This is a genomic window from Micrococcus sp. EWR3.9.1 (assembly GCF_052615555.1).
The window spans coordinates 69477-87780 of the sequence record NZ_JBQXFD010000002.1; the positions used below are offsets into that span (position 1 = coordinate 69477).

An 18304-nucleotide genomic window follows, 5' to 3' on the forward strand; every position below is an offset into this window, starting at 1 on the left:
CTTCCCTTCGGGGTGGACGTGCTCGGGGCGCCGTGGGCGCCGGGCCTCAGAGGAGGCCGCGGGTCACCTCGGCGACGTGCTCGCCAGTGAATCCGTACTTCTCCATCAGGCGGGCGCCGTCGGCCGACTCGCCGTAGTGCTCGAGGCTCACGCGGGCGCCCGGGGAGGAGGCCGTCACCGTGTGCTCGAACCACGGCATCGCGATGCCGGCCTCGACGGAGACGCGGACCGGGGCGTCGGGGCCGTCGGGCAGGACCTCGGCCCGGTAGGCCTCGTCCTGCTCGGCGAACCACTCGAGGCAGGGGGCGGAGACGACGCGGGTCGGGACGCCGTCGGCCTGCAGCAGCGCGCGGGCCCGCACGGCCACGGAGACCTCGGAGCCGGTCGCGATCAGCAGCGCGCGGGCCGGCGTCGGCGCGCCGTCGGCATCCGTGGCGTCGATGAGGACGTAGGCGCCGCGGGCCACGCCCGAGGCGGGGGCGAAGCCGTCCGTGTCCCGGGGGAGCACGGGCAGGCTCTGCCGGGACAGGACGAGCCCGGCCGGGCGGTCCCGGTGCTCGAGCACCGTCCGCCACGCCCACGCGGTCTCGTTGGCGTCGGCCGGGCGGACGACGTCGAGCCCGGGGATGGCCCGCAGGGCGGCCAGGTGCTCCACCGGCTGGTGCGTGGGGCCGTCCTCGCCGAGGCCGATGGAGTCGTGCGTCCATACGTACGTGCTCGGGGTGCCCATGAGGGCGGCCAGGCGGACGGCGGGGCGCATGTAGTCGGAGAACGTCAGGAACGTGCCCACGTACGCGCGGGTCAGGCCGCCGATCGTGATGCCGTTGACGATCGCCCCGGCCGCGAACTCGCGGACGCCGAAGTGCAGGGTGCGGCCGTACTCGTGGCCCTGCCACGTGGCGGTGGAGCGGCGGGCCGGGATGAAGGAGGGCTCGCCCTTCATGGTGGTGTTGTTCGACCCGGCGAGGTCGGCCGAGCCGCCCCAGAGCTCGGGCATGACCGGCGCGAGGGCCGTGAGCACCTCTCCGGAGGCTGCGCGCGTGGCCAGGCCCTTCTCGTCCGCGTCCCAGGACGGGAACGCGTCCGCGAAGCCAGCGGGCAGCTCTCGTCCGGCCAGTCGGTCGTACAGGCGAGCCTTCTCCGGGTGGGCCTCGCGCCAGGCCTGGAACGCCGCCTCCCAGCCGCGGCGGTACTCTGCCGAGCGCTCGGCGATGGACCGGGCGCGGGCCAGGAGCTCGGGGTCGACGTCGAAGGTCTTGGTCGGGTCCAGCCCGAGGCTCTCCTTGAGGCCGGCGACCTCGTCCGTGCCGAGCTTGGAGCCGTGGATGCCGCCGGTGTTCTGCTTCGTGGGGGAGGGCCAGCCGATCACGGTGCGCAGCTTGATCAGCGAGGGCCGGCCGGTCTCGGCCTTGGCCGCGACGAGGGCGTCGTACAGGGCCTCCACGTCCTCCGTGTACTCGGTCACGGCGTGGCCCTGGGCGCCGTTGGTCCAGTCGACCTCCTGCACGTGCCAGCCGTAGGCCTCGTAGCGGCGGACCACGTCCTCGGTGAACGCGATGTCCGTGTCGTCCTCGATCGAGATGCGGTTCGCGTCGTAGACGACGACCAGGTTCCCGAGCTCCTGGTGCCCGGCCAGCGAGGAGGCCTCGGCGGCGACGCCCTCCTGGATGTCCCCGTCGGAGGCGAGCACGAACACGTGATGGTCGAACGGGGAGGTGCCGGGGGCGGCGTCGGGGTCCATCAGCCCGCGCACACGGCGCTGCTCATACGCGAAGCCGACGCCCATCGCCAGGCCCTGGCCCAGCGGCCCCGTGGTCACCTCGACGCCGTGGGTGTGGCCGTACTCCGGGTGGCCCGGAGTCCTGGAGCCCTCGGTGCGCAGCGCCTGGATGTCCTCGAGCTCGAGCCCGGCGCCCGCGGCGAACAGCTGAAGGTACTGGATGAGGGAGGCGTGGCCCGCGGAGAGGATGAAGCGGTCCCGCCCCTCCCAGCGGTCGTCCGTGGGGTCCAGGTGCATGACGTTCTGGTACAGCTGCCACGCCACGGGTGCCAGCGAGATCGCGGTGCCGGGGTGGCCGTGCCCGGCCTTCTCCACGGCGTCCGCCGAGAGCGCCTTGAGCGTGTCGACCATCCGGCGGTCCTGCTCCGAGTAGACGAACCCGCGGGCCGGGGCCACCCGGTCCAGGGTCGGGGGAATGGACGGCTGCGCGGCGTCGGTCACGGGTTCTCTCCTGGCGGATCGGGAGCGTTGGGGCGCGACCCCGGCCGACGCCGGGGCGTCGCGGCGCGGGGCCGTCATCCCAGCCTAGCCCCGCGACCGCGAGGCGGGCCCGACCGGGCGTCCCATGACACGGTTCGTCCCCGGGCGAACGGCCGTTGACACGAGTAGACTGCGTCAAGGCCTGCCCGCAGGCGGACCGCCCGAGTGGCCGATCCGAACCCCGGGACGGGCACGCCCACCGTCCCCTCACCGTGAGAAGCAGATGTCATCCTCCCTGGAGTCGCCGTCCGCCGCCCGCGTCGCCGCCGAGCCCGGCGTCGTCGACCGGTCCCCGCTGCCCCTGCGCCGCAAGGTGCGGGCGTACGTCGAGCTGACGAAGCCCCGGGTGATCGAGCTGCTGCTGGTGACCACGCTGCCGACCATGATCTTCGCGCAGCGCGGCTTCCCGGACGTGCTCACCATGATCGCCACGCTCGTCGGCGGTGCGCTCGCCGCCGGCGCCTCCGGCACCTTCAACTGCTACATCGACCGGGACATCGACCGGGTCATGAAGCGCACCGAGAACCGGCCGCTCGTCACCGGCGAGGTCACCCCGCGCGAGGCCCTCGTGTTCGCGTGGGTGCAGACCGTCGTGTCCATCCTGATCCTCGGGTTCGGCGCCAACTGGCTGGCGGCCGGCCTGGGTGTGGCCGCCATCTTCTTCTACGTGGTCGTGTACTCGCTCGTGCTCAAGCGCCGCACGGAGCAGAACATCGTGTGGGGCGGCATCGCCGGCTGCTTCCCCGTGCTGATCGGCTGGGCGGCCGTGCGCGGGACCGTCGAGTGGCCGGCCATCGTGCTGTTCCTCGTGGTCTTCCTGTGGACGCCCCCGCACTACTGGCCGCTGTCCATGAAGTACAAGCGCGACTACCAGCAGGCCGACGTGCCGATGCTCGGCGCCATCGCCTCCGCGCGCCACGTCTCCAACCAGGTCGTGCTCTACGCGTGGGCCACCGTGGCGTGCTCCCTCCTGCTCGTGCCGATGGGCTGGGCCGGCATCGTCTACACCGCGGTCGCGCTCGTCGTCGGAGCCTGGTTCATCTGGGAGTCCCATGTGCTGCAGGTGCAGGCCCAGCGCGAGGACTTCGAGGACCGCAAGGCCATGAAGGTCTTCCACCTCTCCATCACCTATCTGACGCTGCTGTTCATCGCCCTGGCCGTGGACCCGTTCGTGGGCGCGCCGCTGATGCACTTCGGCGCCTGAGCGCCGGTCCGCCCCCAGCGCTCCCCGGGACGCCGACGACGACGGCCCCGCACCAGCCGGTGCGGGGCCGTTCGCGTGCGCGGGGCGTCAGCCCGCGGCGACGGTGCGCGTGGGGGCGGCGGCCTCGACCGGGACACCCGGCCCGGCCGTGACGTAGCGGGCGACCTGGCGGTCCCAGGTCTCCGTCGCGGCGGCCACGAGCAGGGCAGAGCCCAGCATGTGCAGCAGGACCACGCCGATCGGCAGGCCCGTGAAGTGCTGGGTGTAGCCCACGGCGGCCTGGAACACGAGGGCGAGCAGGAGCCGCAGCACGGCGGCGCGCTGCAGGCGGGAGGCGCCGGCCGCGCGGCGCACCGTGAAGAACAGGACGAGGGTGGCCGCCAGGAGCAGGTACACCGGGACCACGTGGGCACGCGTGACCAACAGCGGGTCGAACTCGTGGCGCGGCGAGCCGGGGTCGCCGGAGTGCGGGCCCGTGCCGGTCACCACGGTGCCCAGGTACACGGCGGCCCACGTCAGCGCGAACGCCGCCCAGGCGGCGGCACGGGACCGGCCGGTGGTGGCGCCGTCCACGAGGGGCACCCCCGCCCGGCCGGCACGGCGCTCGGCGGCGATGCGCACCACGAGCAGGGTCGCCACGGCCACCATGATCGAGGACACGATGAAGTGGCCGGCCACCCACCACGGGTTCAGATTCGTCAGGACCACGACGCCGCCCACGAGGGCCTGCGCGGGAATGCCGGCCAGCAGGCCCACGGAGAGCCAGAAGGGGCTCCGGTGGGTGCCGCGCAGGTTCCACAGGGACAGGAACATGGCGGCGGCGATGACCACCAGGACGAACGTCAGCGTCCGGTTGCCGAATTCGATGTAGCCGTGGATGCCCATCTCCGGGGTGTTGGTGAGGGACTCGGGCGAGCACTTGGGCCACGTGGGGCAGCCCAGGCCGGAGCCGGTGAGGCGCACGGCGCCGCCGGTGACGATGATGCCGATCTCGGACGCCAGGGACGCCACGGCGAGGGCCATGGTGGCCTTCGAGAGGCGCTGCGGCAGACGGGCGGCGAGTCCGGCCGGGGCGGTCCGGGCCGCGGGGGTGGTGGTGGACACGGTGTCCTTCCGATCGTTCGATGCAGGGGGACGGGGAACGGTTCAGGGCCGCCAGCGGAACCAGCGGAGCGCGGCCGCGACGGCCACGGCGCCCCACAGGGTGAGCACGAGCAGGGGGACGGGCGACCAGGACCCGTCCAGGAGGGCGGCCCGCAGGGCCGTGCCCAGCGCGCCGGAGGGGAGCAGGTCCACGCCGGGGACCCGGGCGGGGAACACCGTGCCGCCGACGGCGCCGAACAGCACCCACAGCAGGTTGGCGACGGCGAGGGTCGCCTCCGGCCGGGCCGTGCCGGCGAGCAGCAGCCCGAGGGCCGTGAAGGCGGCGGCCCCCAGTGCGAGGGCGACCAGGGCCGGCAGGATCCCCTCGGGGTCCGGACGCCACCCGAGCGCCAGGCCGACGCCGCCGATCACGCTCACCTGCACCAGCAGGAGGGCCACCACCGCCAGGGCCTTGCCGGCGACGAGGCCGAGCGTGCCCAGCGGGGTGGTGGCCAGGGCGGCGAGCACGTCGTAGCGACGCTCGAAGCCCGTGGCGATCGCGGTGGCCGTGAACGCGGAGCTGATCACGGCCAGGGCGAGCACGCCGGGCACGGCCACGTCCAGGCCCGACCGGCCGGGGGCGTCCAGCAGGCCGGTGACGTGCACGCCCACGAGCGCGAGCAGGGGCAGCACCACGGTGACGAGCAGCTGCTCGCCGTTGCGCAGCGCGGTGCCGGTCTCGTAGCCGGCCTGACGCAGGACGCGGGTGGCCAGCGGGGCGGCGCCGGCGTGGGCTCCGGCGCCGGCCGGGGCGCGGTGGTCGACGACGGGCATGCTCATGCGGCGGTCTCCCGGAGGATCTGCTCGAGGCGCAGTCCGGCGCGCTCGAATCGGGTGGGCATCAGGGCGTGCTCCCGCCAGCTCGCCGCGAGGACGGCCAGGTCGTCCGGGCCGCGGACGCCGGCCACGCGCAGGCGGGCGGACTCGTCGAGGCCGGCCGCGCGCAGCGGCGCGGGCAGGGTGTCGGCCCAGGCGCGGACGGCGTCGGGGGAGGCGTCGCCGAAGTCCACGTCGACGACGTCGCCCTCGGCCACGCGTGTGAGCTCGGACAGCGGGCCGGAGCGGACCACGCGGCCGGCGCGCAGGATGGCGACGTCGTCCGCGAGCCGCTCGGCGTCGTCGAGCAGGTGCGTGGTCAGCAGCACGGCGGCGCCGCGGTCGGTCTGTTCCCGCACGACGTCGTGCACGACGGGCCGGGTCTCCGGGTCGAGGCCCGCGGTGGGCTCGTCGAGGAACAGCATGTCCGGCCGGCCGACGAGGGCGGCCGCGAGCGCGACGCGCTGGCGCTGGCCACCGGAGAGGCGGCGCAGGGGGCGGCCGGCGACGTCGGCGATCAGCAGGCGCTCCAGCAGCGGCTCGACGGGCAGCGGGTCGCGGTACAGGGACGCCACGTGGCCGATGAAGCGGCGGGCGGGGATCGCGGGCGGCAGGCCGCCCTCCTGCCACATCACGCCGATGCGGGCGCGCAGGTCGGCGGAGGCCCGCCACGGGTCTGCGCCGAACACGCGCACGGTGCCGGCGTCGGGCCGGTCCATGCCGTGGCAGAGGCCGAGGGTGGTGGACTTGCCGGCCCCGTTGGGGCCGAGCAGCACCGTGACGGCGCCGGCACGGGCGGTGAGGTCGACGCCCCGCAGGACGGGGGTGCGGGACCGGCCGCGGCCGAGGCTCCGGTGGACGTCGCTCAGGCGCAGGACGGGCTCGTCGCGCGGCACGGGATCCGGGGTCAGGGGAGGTCGGGGCACTGTGCCAGTCTAGTCCTCGGGCCCTGCGACCCCGGCTCGTGGGGCCGGGGGTGCCCGGGTCTGCCGCGGGTTCCGCCGCGACCGTCATCAAGCCAGGCGAGCCTCACTTGAACCGTTCCAGATCAATAGGTCATGATGGCGTGGTGTATTCGGATCAGTCTGCGTCGCCCCCCGCTCCGGCCCCGGCCGAGGGCACGCGCGAGCGTGTGCTGCAGCTGGTCCTGACGCGTGGTCCCGTCAGCGCGGCCGAGATCGGTCGCGAGCTGGAGCTGACCGCGGCCGCCGTGCGCCGCCATCTGGACGCGCTCGAGGAGGACTCGCTCGTCGAGGTCAAGCGGGTCACCGCGGCCCGCGGCGCGGGACGGCCCTCCCGCCGTTACGTGGTCACCTCGCACGCGCAGGAGCACCTGCCCAAGGACCACCTCGCCGTCGCCCTGGACACCCTGGCCCGCCTCGAGGAGCTCGGCGGGGAGGAGGAGGTGCGCCGCACCGCGCGCCACGCCTTCCGGGAGATCGAGGAGCGCTTCACGGCCGCCGTCGACGGCCGGGAGACTGCGCTGCAGGACCGCACCCGGATCCTCGCGCGGGTCCTCGACGAGGCCGGCTACGCCGGCACGCTGCGCCACTTCGGCGCGGGCCTGGCGCCCACCCTCCGCGCGGACCAGGTCTGCCAGGGGCACTGCCCGTTCCAGGGAATTCCCGCGCGCCATCCGGAGTTCTGTGAAGAGGAGACCGCGCTGTTCGCCCGCCTGCTCGAGGTGGACGTGCGCCGGCTCTCGACCCTCGCCGCCGGCGCCCACGTGTGCACCACACACGTGCCGCTGGGCCGCGACTGAGCCGCGCGGGCCACGCCCCGGCTCCCGCCGACCACCCGACCGACCCCGACCGCAGTGACTAGTGAGAGAGGCTGAGATGACCGACCAGATCGTCCAGCGGGACTCCGCGGAGACCGCCGACCCCGGCGTGATCCAGGAGATCCTCGACAAGAACCCCGAGCTCAACGCCATCGGCGCCTACCAGTACGGCTGGGCCGACTCCGACGCGGCCGGCGAGAAGGCCGTCCGCGGTCTGAACGAGGACGTCGTGCGCGACATCTCCGGCAAGAAGGACGAGCCGGAGTGGATGCGCGACCTGCGCCTCAAGGCCCTCAAGTACTTCGAGCGCAAGCCGATGCCGGCGTGGGGCCCGGACCTGTCCGGCATCGACTTCGACAACATCAAGTACTTCGTGCGCTCCACCGAGGGCCAGGCCAAGACCTGGGAGGACCTGCCCGAGGACATCCGCAACACCTACGAGCGCCTGGGCATCCCCGAGGCCGAGCGCGAGCGTCTGGTGGCCGGCGTCGCCGCCCAGTACGAGTCCGAGGTCGTCTACCACCAGATCCGCGAGGACCTGGAGGAGCAGGGCGTCGTGTTCCTCGACACCGACACCGCGCTCAAGGAGCACCCGGAGATCTTCGAGGAGTACTTCGGCACCGTGATCCCGGTCGGCGACAACAAGTTCGCCTCCCTGAACACGGCCGTGTGGTCCGGCGGCTCCTTCGTGTACGTGCCCAAGGGCGTGCACGTGGAGATCCCGCTGCAGGCCTACTTCCGCATCAACACGGAGAACATGGGCCAGTTCGAGCGGACGCTGATCATCGCGGACGAGGACTCGTACGTGCACTACATCGAGGGCTGCACCGCCCCGATCTACCAGTCCGACTCGCTGCACTCGGCCGTCGTGGAGATCGTGGTGAAGAAGAACGCCCGCGTGCGCTACACCACCATCCAGAACTGGTCCACGAACGTGTACAACCTCGTGACCAAGCGCGCCGTGGTCGAGGCCGGCGGCACCATGGAGTGGATCGACGGCAACATCGGCTCCAAGGTGACCATGAAGTACCCGGCCGTGTACCTGACCGGCGAGCACGCCACCGGCGAGACCCTCTCCGTCGCGTTCGCGGGCAAGGACCAGCACCAGGACACCGGCTCCAAGATGGTGCACATGGCCCCGCACACGAACTCCTCGATCGTGTCCAAGTCCGTGGCCCGCAGCGGCGGCCGCGCCGCCTACCGCGGCCTGGTGCAGATCGCCGAGGGCGCGAACGGCTCCGCGAACTCGGTGGTGTGCGACGCCCTGCTCGTGGACACGGTCTCCCGCTCCGACACGTACCCGTACATCGACATCCGCGAGGACGACGTGACCCTCGGCCACGAGGCGACCGTCTCGAAGGTGTCCGAGGAGCAGCTCTTCTACCTCATGAGCCGCGGCATGTCCGAGGACGAGGCCATGGCCATGATCGTGCGCGGCTTCATCGAGCCGATCGCCCGCGAGCTGCCCATGGAGTACGCGCTCGAGCTCAACAAGCTGATCGAACTGCAGATGGAAGGATCGGTGGGCTGACATGACCGACACCGTGGAGAACACCCAGCGGACCATGATCCCGGGCATGGGCGAGGAGGGCGAGAAGCTCACCGTCGCGCAGAACCCGGTCGCCCGGGCCGGGGGCCGGGAGCGCAACGCCGCGGGCTCGCGCGCCGATCGCCTCAGCTCCTTCGAGCTGTCCGACTTCCCCGTGCTCACGGGGCGCGAGGAGGACTGGCGCTTCACCCCGCTCAAGCGCCTGGGCGGGCTGCACCTGCCCGAGGGCGACGACGCGCGCCTGACCGGTGCCGCGCCCGCCGTGGCCGTGGCCGAGCAGGCCGGCGTCACGGTGGAGACCGTGGCCCGCGACGACGCCCGCGTCGGCTCCGTCCTGACCCCCGACGACCGCGTGTCCGCCGCGGCCTGGAACTCGGTCTCCGAGGCCACCGTCGTCACGATCTCCGGCGAGGTCGCCGAGCCGGTGCGCATCGACGTCGTCGGCTCCTCCGCCGACCCGGCCGCGATGCACCTGACCGTGCTCGTGGAGGAGAACGCGCAGGCCGACGTCGTGATCGCCCACCGCGGCACCGCCGTGCTGGCCCAGAACGTCGAGTTCGACGTGCGCCGCGACGCCCGCCTGAACGTGGTCGCGCTGCAGGCCTGGGAGGGCGATGCCGTGCACGTCTCGGCCCAGCAGGCCTCGGTCGCCACGAACGCGCACTTCAAGCACGTGGCCGTCTCCTACGGCGGCGGCGTGGTGCGGCTGACCCCGACCGCGCGGTTCGCCGCCGAGCGCGGTGAGGCCGAGATGTACGGCCTGTACTTCGCCGACGCCGGGCAGCACCTCGAGAACCGCCTGTTCGTGGACCACAACCAGCCGGACTGCGTCTCGAACGTGCTCTACAAGGGCGCCCTGCAGGGCACGGACGCGCGCACCGTGTGGGTGGGCGACGTGCTGATCCGCAAGGAGGCCGAGGGCACGGACACGTATGAGAAGAACCAGAACCTGCTGCTCTCCGACGGGGCGCGCGCGGACTCGGTGCCGAACCTGGAGATCGAGACCGGCGTGATCGAGGGTGCGGGCCACGCGTCCGCGACCGGCCGCTTCGACGAGACCCAGCTGTTCTACCTGATGGCCCGCGGCATCCCCGAGACCGAGGCCCGCCGCCTGATCGTGCGCGGCTTCCTCAACGAGATCATCCAGAAGATCGGTGTCGGCGACGTCGAGGACGAGCTGACCGCCGTCATGGAGGACGAGCTCCGCATCGCGCAGCTCTGACCGACGCCCCGCAGACCCCACCGCCTTCCACCCGAGGAGAACCACCATGGCAACCCTGCAGATCACCGACCTGCACGTGCAGATCGCGACCGAGAACGGCCCCAAGGAGATCCTGAAGGGCCTCTCCCTGACCATCGAGACGGGCGAGACCCACGCGATCATGGGCCCGAACGGCTCCGGCAAGTCCACCCTGGCCTCGACCATCGCCGGCCACCCGCGCTACGAGGTCACCTCCGGCTCCATCACCCTCGACGGTGAGGATGTGCTGGAGATGAGCGTCGACGAGCGCGCCCAGGCCGGCCTCTTCCTGGCCATGCAGTACCCCGTGGAGATCCCGGGCGTCACCATGACCAACTTCCTGCGCACCGCGAAGACCGCGCTCGACGGCCAGGCCCCCTCGCTGCGCACCTGGACCAAGGACGTCAAGGGCGCCTTCGAGGCCCTGCAGATCGACCCGGCGTTCATGAACCGCAACGTCAACGAGGGCTTCTCCGGCGGCGAGAAGAAGCGCGCCGAGATCCTCCAGCTCGAGCTGTTCAAGCCCACGTTCGCGATCCTCGACGAGACCGACTCCGGCCTCGACGTCGACGCGCTGCGCATCGTCTCCGAGGGCGTCAACCGCGCCCAGGCGCAGAACGAGATGGGCACCCTGCTGATCACCCACTACACGCGGATCCTCAACTACATCAAGCCGGATCACGTGCACGTGCTGGTGGACGGCCGCGTCGCCGAGTCCGGCGGCCCGGAGCTCGCCGAGCAGCTCGAGGCCGAGGGCTACGCCCGCTTCGAGAAGGCCGCGGCGGGGGCCTGAGATGACGGAGACCACGAACCAGGCGCCCACGGAGGACATCCGTGAGGCCCTCAAGGACGTGATCGATCCGGAGCTGGGCGTCAACGTCGTGGACCTGGGCCTGCTCTACGGGCTGCACTACGCCGACGACGGCGCGCTGCTCGTGGACATGACCCTGACCACCGCGGCCTGCCCGCTCACGGACGAGATCGAGGACCAGGTCTCCCGCGCGATCGGCACCATGGTGGACGAGTGGCGGCTGAACTGGGTCTGGATGCCCCCGTGGGGCCCCGAGCGGATCACCGAGGACGGTCGCGACCAGATGCGCGCCCTCGGCTTCAACATCTGATCCGGCCCGGACCACGACGGCGGCCCGTCACCTTCTGCGTGAAGGTGACGGGCCGCCGTCGTGGTGGGGGAGTGCGGACGGGCCCGCAGGCGCCCCGGGGCTCCCGGCTCAGATGTCCAGGGAGGAGGCCCGGAACGTGTCGCACTGACGGATGTCCGGCTCCTGCTGGGAGCTCTGGTAGCCGCGCATGAACGAGGCCATGCGCTGCTCGGAGGTGCCGTGCGTGAACGCCTCGGGGTTCACCCGGCCGGTGTGGGTGGACTGGATGCGGTCATCGCCCACGGCGGAGGCCGCGTCGATGGCCTGGCGCAGCTGGTCCTGCGAGATCGGCTTCAGGAACGGCGCGCCGGACTCGGGGTCCACGGTGGAAGCGGCGTGCCCGGCCCACATGCCGGCGAAGCAGTCGGCCTGCAGCTCCGCGCGCACGGCGCCGGAGGTGGGGCCGGTGGTCCCGTCCTTGGAGTGCTGCAGGTAGCCGGTGACCTGCTGGACGTGGTGGCCGTACTCGTGCGCCACGATGTACTCCTCCGCCAGCGGCCCGCCCTCGGCGCCGAAGTCGGTCTGCAGCGTCTCGAAGAACGCGGTGTCGAAGTACATGGACTCGTCCGCCGGGCAGTAGAACGGGCCCGTGGCCGAGGAGGCGCTGCCGCAGCCGGTGCTCACGCCGCCCCGGAACAGGGTGAGCTGCGGCTGGCGCCACTGGATGTCCGAGAACTGGGCGAGGTACTCGCCCCAGAACTCGTCCGCGGCCTCGGTGGTCGCGATGACGCGGCAGTCCGTGTTCTGGTTGGCGTCCGCACCGCTGGCGCACGCCTCGTCCGAGAGGGGCTGGCCCTGGCCGCCCGAGCCCGTCTGCTGCTGGTACTGGCTCTGTCCGGCGGATCCGCCGCCCGTGTCGATGCCGAGCTGCTCGGCCAGCCCGGGCGCGAAGATCGCGAGCAGCAACGCGAGCAGGCCGCCGCCACCGCCGATGGCGATGCCCCGGCCCCCCAGCCCGCCGCCACCGCCCGATCGGGCCCGGCCGGCGTCGATCTGCACGTTCTCGTTGAAGCTCATGGGGCCAGAGTGTAGACGGACTAGACTGGCCCGGCACCGCACTGGCCCCCGCCCGTCGGGATCGGCCGGGCCCCGCCGGTGCACCCCTGTTCTTCCCTCGACCCCTGGAGTCTGACACCCCCATGCTGACCGTCACCGATGTCGAACTGCGCGTGGGCGCCCGTCTCCTCATGGACGAGGTGAACTTCCGCGTGGACAAGGGGGACAAGGTCGGCCTCGTGGGGCGCAACGGCGCCGGCAAGACGACGCTGACCAAGGTCCTGGCCGGCGGCGGGCAGCCCACGGCGGGCACCGTGACCCGGACCGGGCGCATCGGCTATCTGCCCCAGGACCCCAAGGTCGAGGACATGGACCAGTCCGGCCGAGACCGCATCCTCTCCGCCCGCGACCTGGACCAGACCATCCGGCGCATGCGCGAGGCCGAGGCCGGGATGGCCGCCGTCGACGACGCCGAGCGGGAGCGGGCGATGAACCGCTACTCCCGTCTGGAGGCGGAGTTCGAGGCCCGCGGCGGCTACGCGGCCGAGTCCGAGGCCGCCCGGATCACGTCCAACCTCGGCCTGCCGGACCGCGTCCTGGACCAGCCGCTGCACACCCTCTCCGGCGGCCAGCGCCGCCGCGTGGAGCTCGCCCGCATCCTCTTCTCCGACGCGGACATCCTGCTGCTGGACGAGCCCACCAACCACCTCGACCACGACTCGATCGTGTGGCTGCGCGACTACCTGAAGACCTACTCCGGCGGCCTCCTGATGATCTCGCACGACGTCGAGCTCATGGAGATGACCGTGAACAAGGTCCTCTACCTGGACGCGAACCGGCAGACCATGGACGTCTACAACATGACGTGGAAGAACTACCTCGCCCAGCGCCAGCAGGACGAGGCGCGCCGCCGCCGGGAGTTCGCCAACGCGGAGAAGAAGGCCTCGGCCCTCATGGCCCAGGCCGAGAAGATGCGTGCCAAGGCGACCAAGGCCACCGCCGCGCAGAACATGATCAAGCGCGCCGAGCGGCTCATGCGCGGCGTCGAGGGCGAGCGCGCGGTCGATCGCGTGGCCGCGATCCGCTTCCCCACCCCGCAGGCCTCCGGCAAGACGCCGCTGCGCGCCGAGAACCTCTCCAAGTCCTACGGCTCGCTCGAGATCTTCACGGGAGTGGACCTGGCGATCGACCGGGGCGCGCGCGTGGTCATCCTGGGCTACAACGGCGCCGGCAAGACGACGCTGCTGCGCATGCTCGCCGGGGAGGAGACCCCGGACACCGGGGAGGTGCAGGCGGGCCACGGGCTCAAGCTGGGCTACTTCGCCCAGGAGCACGACACCCTGGACCAGGACGCGTCCGTCCTGGACAACATGCGCCACGCCGCCCCGCAGCTCGGCGACACCCAGGCGCGCACGCTGCTCGGCTCGTTCCTCTTCCAGGGCGACGACGTCGACAAGCCCGCCCGCGTCCTCTCCGGCGGCGAGAAGACCCGCCTGGCGCTGGCCACGCTCGTGGCCTCGAGCGCGAACGTGCTGCTGCTGGACGAGCCCACGAACAACCTCGACCCCGCCAGCCGTGAGGAGATCCTGAACGCGCTGCAGCAGTACGAGGGCGCCGTGGTGCTCGTGACCCACGACGAGGGCGCCGTCGAGGCGCTCGACCCCGAGCGCGTGGTGCTGCTGCCGGACGGGGTCGAGGACCTCTGGAACGACGACTACAGGGACCTCATCACCCTCGCCTGAGTCCGCGGGCCGCCGAGGCGGAGGGCGGGCTCAGTCGAAGAGCGCGTCCTCGGCCTCCTCGTCCGTGAGCCGCCCGTCGCGCCGCCGGACCGGCTTGGCGCGGGGGACCCGGTGAGCGGAGAGCAGCCCGTCGTCCGCGGCGTCGTCGAGGGCGTCGGCCCGGTCGTTGCGGGCGCGCATCCACGCGGAGTACCCCCACACCCCGAAGCCCATGGCCGCGAACAGGTACCACTGGATCGCGTAGGACAGGTGCGGGCCCTCGTCGAGGGTGGGCTCGACGAGCTTCTGCGGCATCGGCTCCACCGCCGGGTCCTCCGTGACCATGATCCCGTAGGCAGTTCCGGCCACGGGCCCGCCCACGGTGTCGGCGATCTCGGCGAGGTCGATCGAGGGCACCTGGCCCTCCGGGGCGTCGCGGTCCAGGGCCGGCTCCCCGGGCTTGACCCGCACCACGACCTCGGCGTGGCCGGCGGGCGGGGCCGGCACGGCGTCCGGCTGACCCGGACTGTTGCCCACCGGGAGCCAGCCGCGGTCCACCACGACGACGGGGCCCTCGTCCGTCCGGAACGGCACGAGCACCTCGTAGCCGGGCTGGCCGGCCCGGGGGCGGTTGCGGACGATGAGCGTCTCGTCGACGAGGTACTCGCCGGTCAGTGTCACGGGCGTCCACTCGTCCTCGGTCTGGAACGCGGTGAACAGCCGGGAGGCCTCGGCGAACGGTACCGGGTCGTCGTCGTAGTTCTCCAGGACGCGGTTGACGCGGTGCTGGACCTCCACGCGGCGGTCCCACTGCCACTGCGCGAGCGCATGGCACAGGAACGCGAAGAGGACGCACACCACGAAGCCGAGGATCCACGGGCCGGTGGCGAGGAAGCCGAAGCGCAGGGCAGGCAGGCGTTCGGCGTCGCGGGCGGTCGGGTCCGTCATGGGGGCGGGGGTGCTCATGGGCGCGGGGGCTCCTGCGGGGTCTCGGGCGTGTCGACCTCGGGCGCCTGCGTGGCGGCCGGGTCGAGCGGGCGGGAGCGCCGCAGGAAGCCGCGGGCGCTCAGGAAGTCGTCCAGGAAGGGCCGATGGTCCGCGCAGGCCAGCCAGGTCTTCACGCGGTCCGGGGCGTGGACGCGCGGGTTGTTCCACTCCAGGGCCCAGGCGGCCTCCGCGGTGCAGCCACGACGCGAGCAGACCGGCCGCTCGGGCCCGTCCACGGCGGCGTGCGGGGATCGGGCAGTGGAGGCACCGGCGGCGGGGTCAAGGCGGCCGGACGCGAGGGCGCCCAGCAGGTCCATGCCCGGCTCACCCGGGACCGCGCCGATCACGCGCCGCCCCGTCCGGGCAGGCCGGGACCGCCGGCGGACGAGGACCCTCGGCCCAGCGCCCGTGGCGCACGGTCGCGCGGGTCGTCCACGAGGTCGCCGGTGAGCACGACCGGCTCGGGCGCCGCCGCGTCGTCGGGGCGGGGGGTCAGGGCCGGTCCCTGGGCGGGCACGGCGCGCAGGGTGCCGGCCTGCTGCGGGCCGGTGTTGTTCACGCGCACGACGGCGACGTAGGGCAGCACGACCGCGCCGAGGATGAACCCGAGCTGCCACCAGCCGTGGGTGAAGAGCGCGGCGACGAAGCAGGCGGTGCGGACCAGCATCTGGACCAGGTAGACCCTCATGCGCGCCTCCCGGTCCGCGCTGCGGCCGGCGGCGGCGGTGGTGACCCCCTGGACCTCCGGTGTCGCCCCGCGCCCGGCGTGGGCGGGACGGCCGGCTCGGGAGCCGGCGGTGGAGCTGGTCATGGCGCATCCTCCTGGCACGTCGCGCCCTGCGGAGGGCCCCCGCGCGGCCGCGGACGTAGAGTGGTGGTTCACATGCCGGCGCGCCCGCCGTCGGCGGCGTCCCGCAGGACGGCGTCGACGGCGCCGCGCCGGTGCTCCAGTCTAGTCCCGTCCCGTACGGAAGGTGTTCCCATGGCCGATCAGACCACCACGCCCGCAGCGGACGCGCAGGCCGCCGGCCGCAGCGTCCTCGTCACGGGGGGCAACCGCGGCATCGGCCTGGCCATCGCCCGGGCGTTCGCCGCGAACGGCGACCGCGTGGCCATCACCTCCCGCTCGGGGGAGGGGCCGGAGGGGGTCCTCGCGGTCCGGGCCGACGTGACGGACGCGGCCTCCGTGGACGCGGCCTTCCGCGAGGTCGAGCAGGCCCACGGCCCGGTCGAGGTGCTCGTGGCCAACGCCGGGATCACCCACGACCAGCTGCTGCTGCGCATGTCCGAGGATGACTTCACCTCGGTGATCGACACGAACCTCACCGGCGCCTTCCGCGTAGTGCAGCGCGCCACCAAGGGCATGATGCGCCTGAAGCGCGGCCGCATCGTCCTGATCTCCTCCGTGGTGGGCCTGCTCGGCTCGCCCGGCCAGGTCAACTACGCCGCCTCCAAGTCCGGCCTCGTCGGGATGGCCCGCTCGATCACGCGCGAGCTCGGCGCGCGCGGCGTGACCGCGAACGTCGTGGCCCCCGGCTACATCGACACCGAGATGACGCAGTCCCTCGACGACGAGCTCAAGGCCCAGTACAAGACGTCCATCCCGGCCGGCCGCTTCGCCGACCCGGAGGAGGTGGCCGGCGTCGTGCGCTGGCTGGCCTCGGACGAGGCCGCGTACATCTCCGGGGCCGTGATCCCCGTGGACGGCGGCCTGGGCATGGGCCACTGACGACCACCGACCGCTGAGCAGACAGGAAGCACAGAACATGACCGAGCAGGACCTGGCCGGACGCGGCGTCGTCGTCACCGGCTCCTCCCGCGGCATCGGAGCCGCCACCGCCGAGCTGCTGGCCGCCCGCGGCGCGGGCGTCGTGGTGAACTACCGCCAGAAGGCGCCGCGCGCGAACAAGGTGGTGCAGAAGATCGAGGAGGCCGGCGGCCGCGCCGTGGCCGTGGGCGGCGACGTGACCGTCGCCGAGGATCGGGCCGCGCTGCTGGACGCCGCCGTGGAGCACTTCGGCTCACTCGACGTGCTCGTGCTCAACGCCTCGGGCGGCATGGAGTCCCAGTTCGGCGAGGACTACGCCCTGAAGCTCAACCGTGACGCCCAGGCCGCGCTGGCCGACGCCGCGCTCGAGCGCATGGGTGCCGGCGGGCAGATCGTGTTCGTGACCTCCCACCAGGCGCACTTCATCGACGAGGTCGCCACGATGGACTCCTACGAGCCCGTGGCCCGCTCCAAGCGCGCCGGCGAGGACGCCCTGCGCGAGCGCATCCCCGCGTTCACCGAGAAGGGCGTGGGCTTCGTGGTGGTCTCCGGCGACATGATCGAGGGCACCATCACCGCCACCCTGCTCGACCGCGCCGAGCCAGGTGCCATCGAGGCCCGCCGCGAGGCCGCCGGCAGGCTCTACACCGTGGAGGAGTTCGCCGCCGAGATCGCCTCCCTCGTGGGCCGCGAGGGCCTCGAGGTCGGCCACACCGAGCTCGTGGGCGGCGCCGAGGACTTCCTCGGGCAGGACTGAACCCCACCACACCCCAGACGACGAGGGCCGGATCCGTGGGATCCGGCCCTCGTGACCTCCGGGAGCGGACGCCTCAGAGACCGAGGAGCCACCGCAGGGGGGTGAAGGAGGGCACGTCGACGACGACGTCCGCGTGCTCCCGGAGGATCGGCTTCGCGCACAGCGCCACGCCGCAGCCGGCCGCCTCGAGCAGATCGATGTCGTTGGCGCCGTCGCCCACGCCGACGGCCTGCTCGGGGGTGAGCCCCGCGTCCTCGGCCCAGGCGCGCAGCATGGCGGCCTTCGCCGCGCGGTCCACGACGTCGCCGAGCACCTTCCCCGTCAGGTGCCCGTCCCGCACCTCGAGCTCGTTGGCGCAGTAGGCGTGCACGCCCCACGCCTCGGCCAGCGGGGCGAGCACCTGGGTGAAGCCGCCGGAGACCGCGCACACCCGGCCGCCGGCCGCGGTGACGGCCTCGATCAGCGCGAGGGCTCCGTCGGTGGGCCGGATGGCCCGCACCACGTCCGCCACGACGCCCACGGGCAGCCCCGCGAGCGCCTCGACGCGCGCATGCAGCGAGGCGGCGAAGTCGAGCTCACCGCGCATCGCCCGCTCCGTCACCTCGGCGACCTCGGCCTCGCGGCCGGCGTGGGCGGCGAGCAGCTCGATGACCTCCTGCCGGATCAGCGTGGAGTCCACGTCCGTCACCACGAGGGGCGCCGGTGCGGCGGCGACCGTCGCCGGCACCGTGAGCACGTCCCACCCGGAGCCCGGCTCCGGGGCCGCCGCCCACTCGTCCGCGGCGAAGCGCCAGCCCCGCAGGCCGTCGTCGGCGAGCCGTTCGGCGTTCTCCGGCACGCCGGCCGGGGGCGCGTCCGTGAGGAGGAGGGCGGGGTCGGCGGTGAGGACGAGGCGGCGCACGGTGCTCATGCGCGGCATCCTA

At 73.0% G+C, this 18304-nt stretch carries 18 protein-coding genes; 9 read left to right on the top strand and 9 right to left on the bottom strand.

The window, feature by feature from the left end; genetic code table 11:
• Positions 1-46 precede the first annotated feature (46 nt).
• On the bottom strand, positions 47-2221 hold the full coding sequence (gene tkt / locus ACUJ8O_RS01915) for a transketolase (protein ID WP_036338554.1): 2175 nt from the start codon (positions 2219-2221) through the stop codon (positions 47-49).
• A 262-nt stretch (positions 2222-2483) separates the two neighbouring features.
• Between tkt and ACUJ8O_RS01920 the strand changes: the two genes are divergently transcribed.
• On the top strand, positions 2484-3464 hold the full coding sequence (locus ACUJ8O_RS01920) for a heme o synthase (RefSeq protein WP_036338551.1): 981 nt from the start codon (positions 2484-2486) through the stop codon (positions 3462-3464).
• Between the two features lie 87 nt (positions 3465-3551).
• Here the strand turns inward: ACUJ8O_RS01920 and ACUJ8O_RS01925 are convergent, their stop codons facing one another.
• From ACUJ8O_RS01925 to ACUJ8O_RS01935, 3 genes are read right to left on the bottom strand one after another with little or no spacing between them, the layout of a single operon-like run.
• The gene (locus ACUJ8O_RS01925; RefSeq protein WP_036338548.1) at positions 3552-4568 is read right to left on the bottom strand and encodes a COX15/CtaA family protein; all 1017 of its coding nucleotides are present in this window, start codon (positions 4566-4568) and stop codon (positions 3552-3554) included.
• 42 nt (positions 4569-4610) lie between these two features.
• Positions 4611-5387 (bottom strand): ABC transporter permease, encoded by a 777-nt coding sequence (locus ACUJ8O_RS01930; protein WP_251679523.1) that lies wholly within the window; start codon positions 5385-5387, stop codon positions 4611-4613.
• Positions 5384-6349: an ABC transporter ATP-binding protein gene (locus ACUJ8O_RS01935; RefSeq protein ID WP_233263272.1), complete on the bottom strand. Its 966-nt coding sequence runs from the start codon at positions 6347-6349 to the stop codon at positions 5384-5386. Before ACUJ8O_RS01935 ends, ACUJ8O_RS01930 begins: the two co-directional genes overlap by 4 nt.
• A 140-nt stretch (positions 6350-6489) precedes the next feature.
• On the opposite strand from ACUJ8O_RS01935, the gene ACUJ8O_RS01940 reads away from it, so the two are divergent.
• From ACUJ8O_RS01940 to ACUJ8O_RS01960, 5 genes are all read left to right on the top strand, one after another.
• Positions 6490-7185, top strand: coding sequence for a helix-turn-helix transcriptional regulator (locus ACUJ8O_RS01940; protein ID WP_230297443.1), 696 nt, complete (start codon positions 6490-6492; stop codon positions 7183-7185).
• A gap of 76 nt (positions 7186-7261) precedes the next feature.
• Positions 7262-8734 (top strand): Fe-S cluster assembly protein SufB, encoded by a 1473-nt coding sequence (gene sufB, locus ACUJ8O_RS01945; protein ID WP_036315257.1) that lies wholly within the window; start codon positions 7262-7264, stop codon positions 8732-8734.
• 1 nt (position 8735) lies between these two features.
• Entirely contained in the window at positions 8736-9974 is a 1239-nt protein-coding gene (gene sufD, locus ACUJ8O_RS01950; RefSeq protein ID WP_158184448.1) for a Fe-S cluster assembly protein SufD, read from the top strand.
• Between the two features lie 46 nt (positions 9975-10020).
• Positions 10021-10785 carry a Fe-S cluster assembly ATPase SufC gene (gene sufC, locus ACUJ8O_RS01955; RefSeq protein WP_036315253.1) on the top strand — a complete coding sequence of 255 codons (765 nt, stop codon included), beginning with the start codon at positions 10021-10023 and terminating at the stop codon, positions 10783-10785.
• Position 10786: 1 nt separating this feature from the next.
• On the top strand, positions 10787-11113 hold the full coding sequence (locus tag ACUJ8O_RS01960; RefSeq protein WP_002855327.1) for a metal-sulfur cluster assembly factor: 327 nt from the start codon (positions 10787-10789) through the stop codon (positions 11111-11113).
• A gap of 108 nt (positions 11114-11221) precedes the next feature.
• Here the strand turns inward: ACUJ8O_RS01960 and ypfJ are convergent, their stop codons facing one another.
• Positions 11222-12169: a KPN_02809 family neutral zinc metallopeptidase gene (gene ypfJ / locus ACUJ8O_RS01965; RefSeq protein ID WP_445373100.1), complete on the bottom strand. Its 948-nt coding sequence runs from the start codon at positions 12167-12169 to the stop codon at positions 11222-11224.
• Between the two features lie 122 nt (positions 12170-12291).
• Between ypfJ and abc-f the strand changes: the two genes are divergently transcribed.
• On the top strand, positions 12292-13890 hold the full coding sequence (abc-f, locus tag ACUJ8O_RS01970) for a ribosomal protection-like ABC-F family protein (RefSeq protein WP_445373101.1): 1599 nt from the start codon (positions 12292-12294) through the stop codon (positions 13888-13890).
• 30 nt (positions 13891-13920) lie between these two features.
• Here abc-f and ACUJ8O_RS01975 read toward each other — a convergent pair whose 3' ends face one another.
• The 3 genes from ACUJ8O_RS01975 to ACUJ8O_RS01985 are packed head-to-tail and all read right to left on the bottom strand — an operon-like array spanning position 13921 to position 15667.
• Positions 13921-14835: an SURF1 family cytochrome oxidase biogenesis protein gene (locus tag ACUJ8O_RS01975; protein WP_155933085.1), complete on the bottom strand. Its 915-nt coding sequence runs from the start codon at positions 14833-14835 to the stop codon at positions 13921-13923.
• The gene (locus tag ACUJ8O_RS01980) at positions 14832-15203 is read right to left on the bottom strand and encodes a hypothetical protein (protein WP_155933083.1); all 372 of its coding nucleotides are present in this window, start codon (positions 15201-15203) and stop codon (positions 14832-14834) included. Before ACUJ8O_RS01980 ends, ACUJ8O_RS01975 begins: the two co-directional genes overlap by 4 nt.
• Positions 15200-15667 (bottom strand): DUF3099 domain-containing protein, encoded by a 468-nt coding sequence (locus ACUJ8O_RS01985; RefSeq protein WP_155933081.1) that lies wholly within the window; start codon positions 15665-15667, stop codon positions 15200-15202. The genes ACUJ8O_RS01980 and ACUJ8O_RS01985 overlap by 4 nt, the downstream gene beginning before the upstream one ends.
• Before the next feature lie 171 nt (positions 15668-15838).
• Between ACUJ8O_RS01985 and ACUJ8O_RS01990 the strand changes: the two genes are divergently transcribed.
• Positions 15839-16585, top strand: a complete 747-nt coding sequence (locus tag ACUJ8O_RS01990) for a beta-ketoacyl-ACP reductase (protein ID WP_396831386.1) — start codon at positions 15839-15841, stop codon at positions 16583-16585.
• 37 nt (positions 16586-16622) lie between these two features.
• Positions 16623-17381, top strand: a complete 759-nt coding sequence (locus ACUJ8O_RS01995; RefSeq protein ID WP_435034784.1) for an SDR family oxidoreductase — start codon at positions 16623-16625, stop codon at positions 17379-17381.
• A gap of 73 nt (positions 17382-17454) precedes the next feature.
• On the opposite strand, the gene serB is transcribed toward ACUJ8O_RS01995, so the two are convergent.
• Entirely contained in the window at positions 17455-18291 is an 837-nt protein-coding gene (gene serB / locus ACUJ8O_RS02000) for a phosphoserine phosphatase SerB (RefSeq protein WP_445373102.1), read from the bottom strand.
• Positions 18292-18304: the final 13 nt, after the last annotated feature.

Bases quoted from the DNA above. Each gene is read 5' to 3' on its own strand.
- ACUJ8O_RS01920 (WP_036338551.1), top strand. From the start codon at position 2,484: ATGTCATCCTCCCTGGAGTCGCCGTCCGCCGCCCGCGTCGCCGCCGAG.
- ACUJ8O_RS01930 (WP_251679523.1), bottom strand. From the start codon at position 5,387: ATGAGCATGCCCGTCGTCGACCACCGCGCCCCGGCCGGCGCCGGAGCC.
- sufB (WP_036315257.1), top strand. From the start codon at position 7,262: ATGACCGACCAGATCGTCCAGCGGGACTCCGCGGAGACCGCCGACCCC.
- sufD (WP_158184448.1), top strand. From the start codon at position 8,736: ATGACCGACACCGTGGAGAACACCCAGCGGACCATGATCCCGGGCATG.
- sufC (WP_036315253.1), top strand. From the start codon at position 10,021: ATGGCAACCCTGCAGATCACCGACCTGCACGTGCAGATCGCGACCGAG.
- ACUJ8O_RS01960 (WP_002855327.1), top strand. From the start codon at position 10,787: ATGACGGAGACCACGAACCAGGCGCCCACGGAGGACATCCGTGAGGCC.
- ypfJ (WP_445373100.1), bottom strand. From the start codon at position 12,169: ATGAGCTTCAACGAGAACGTGCAGATCGACGCCGGCCGGGCCCGATCG.
- abc-f (WP_445373101.1), top strand. From the start codon at position 12,292: ATGCTGACCGTCACCGATGTCGAACTGCGCGTGGGCGCCCGTCTCCTC.
- ACUJ8O_RS01975 (WP_155933085.1), bottom strand. From the start codon at position 14,835: ATGAGCACCCCCGCCCCCATGACGGACCCGACCGCCCGCGACGCCGAA.
- ACUJ8O_RS01985 (WP_155933081.1), bottom strand. From the start codon at position 15,667: ATGACCAGCTCCACCGCCGGCTCCCGAGCCGGCCGTCCCGCCCACGCC.
- ACUJ8O_RS01990 (WP_396831386.1), top strand. From the start codon at position 15,839: ATGGCCGATCAGACCACCACGCCCGCAGCGGACGCGCAGGCCGCCGGC.
- ACUJ8O_RS01995 (WP_435034784.1), top strand. From the start codon at position 16,623: ATGACCGAGCAGGACCTGGCCGGACGCGGCGTCGTCGTCACCGGCTCC.
- serB (WP_445373102.1), bottom strand. From the start codon at position 18,291: ATGAGCACCGTGCGCCGCCTCGTCCTCACCGCCGACCCCGCCCTCCTC.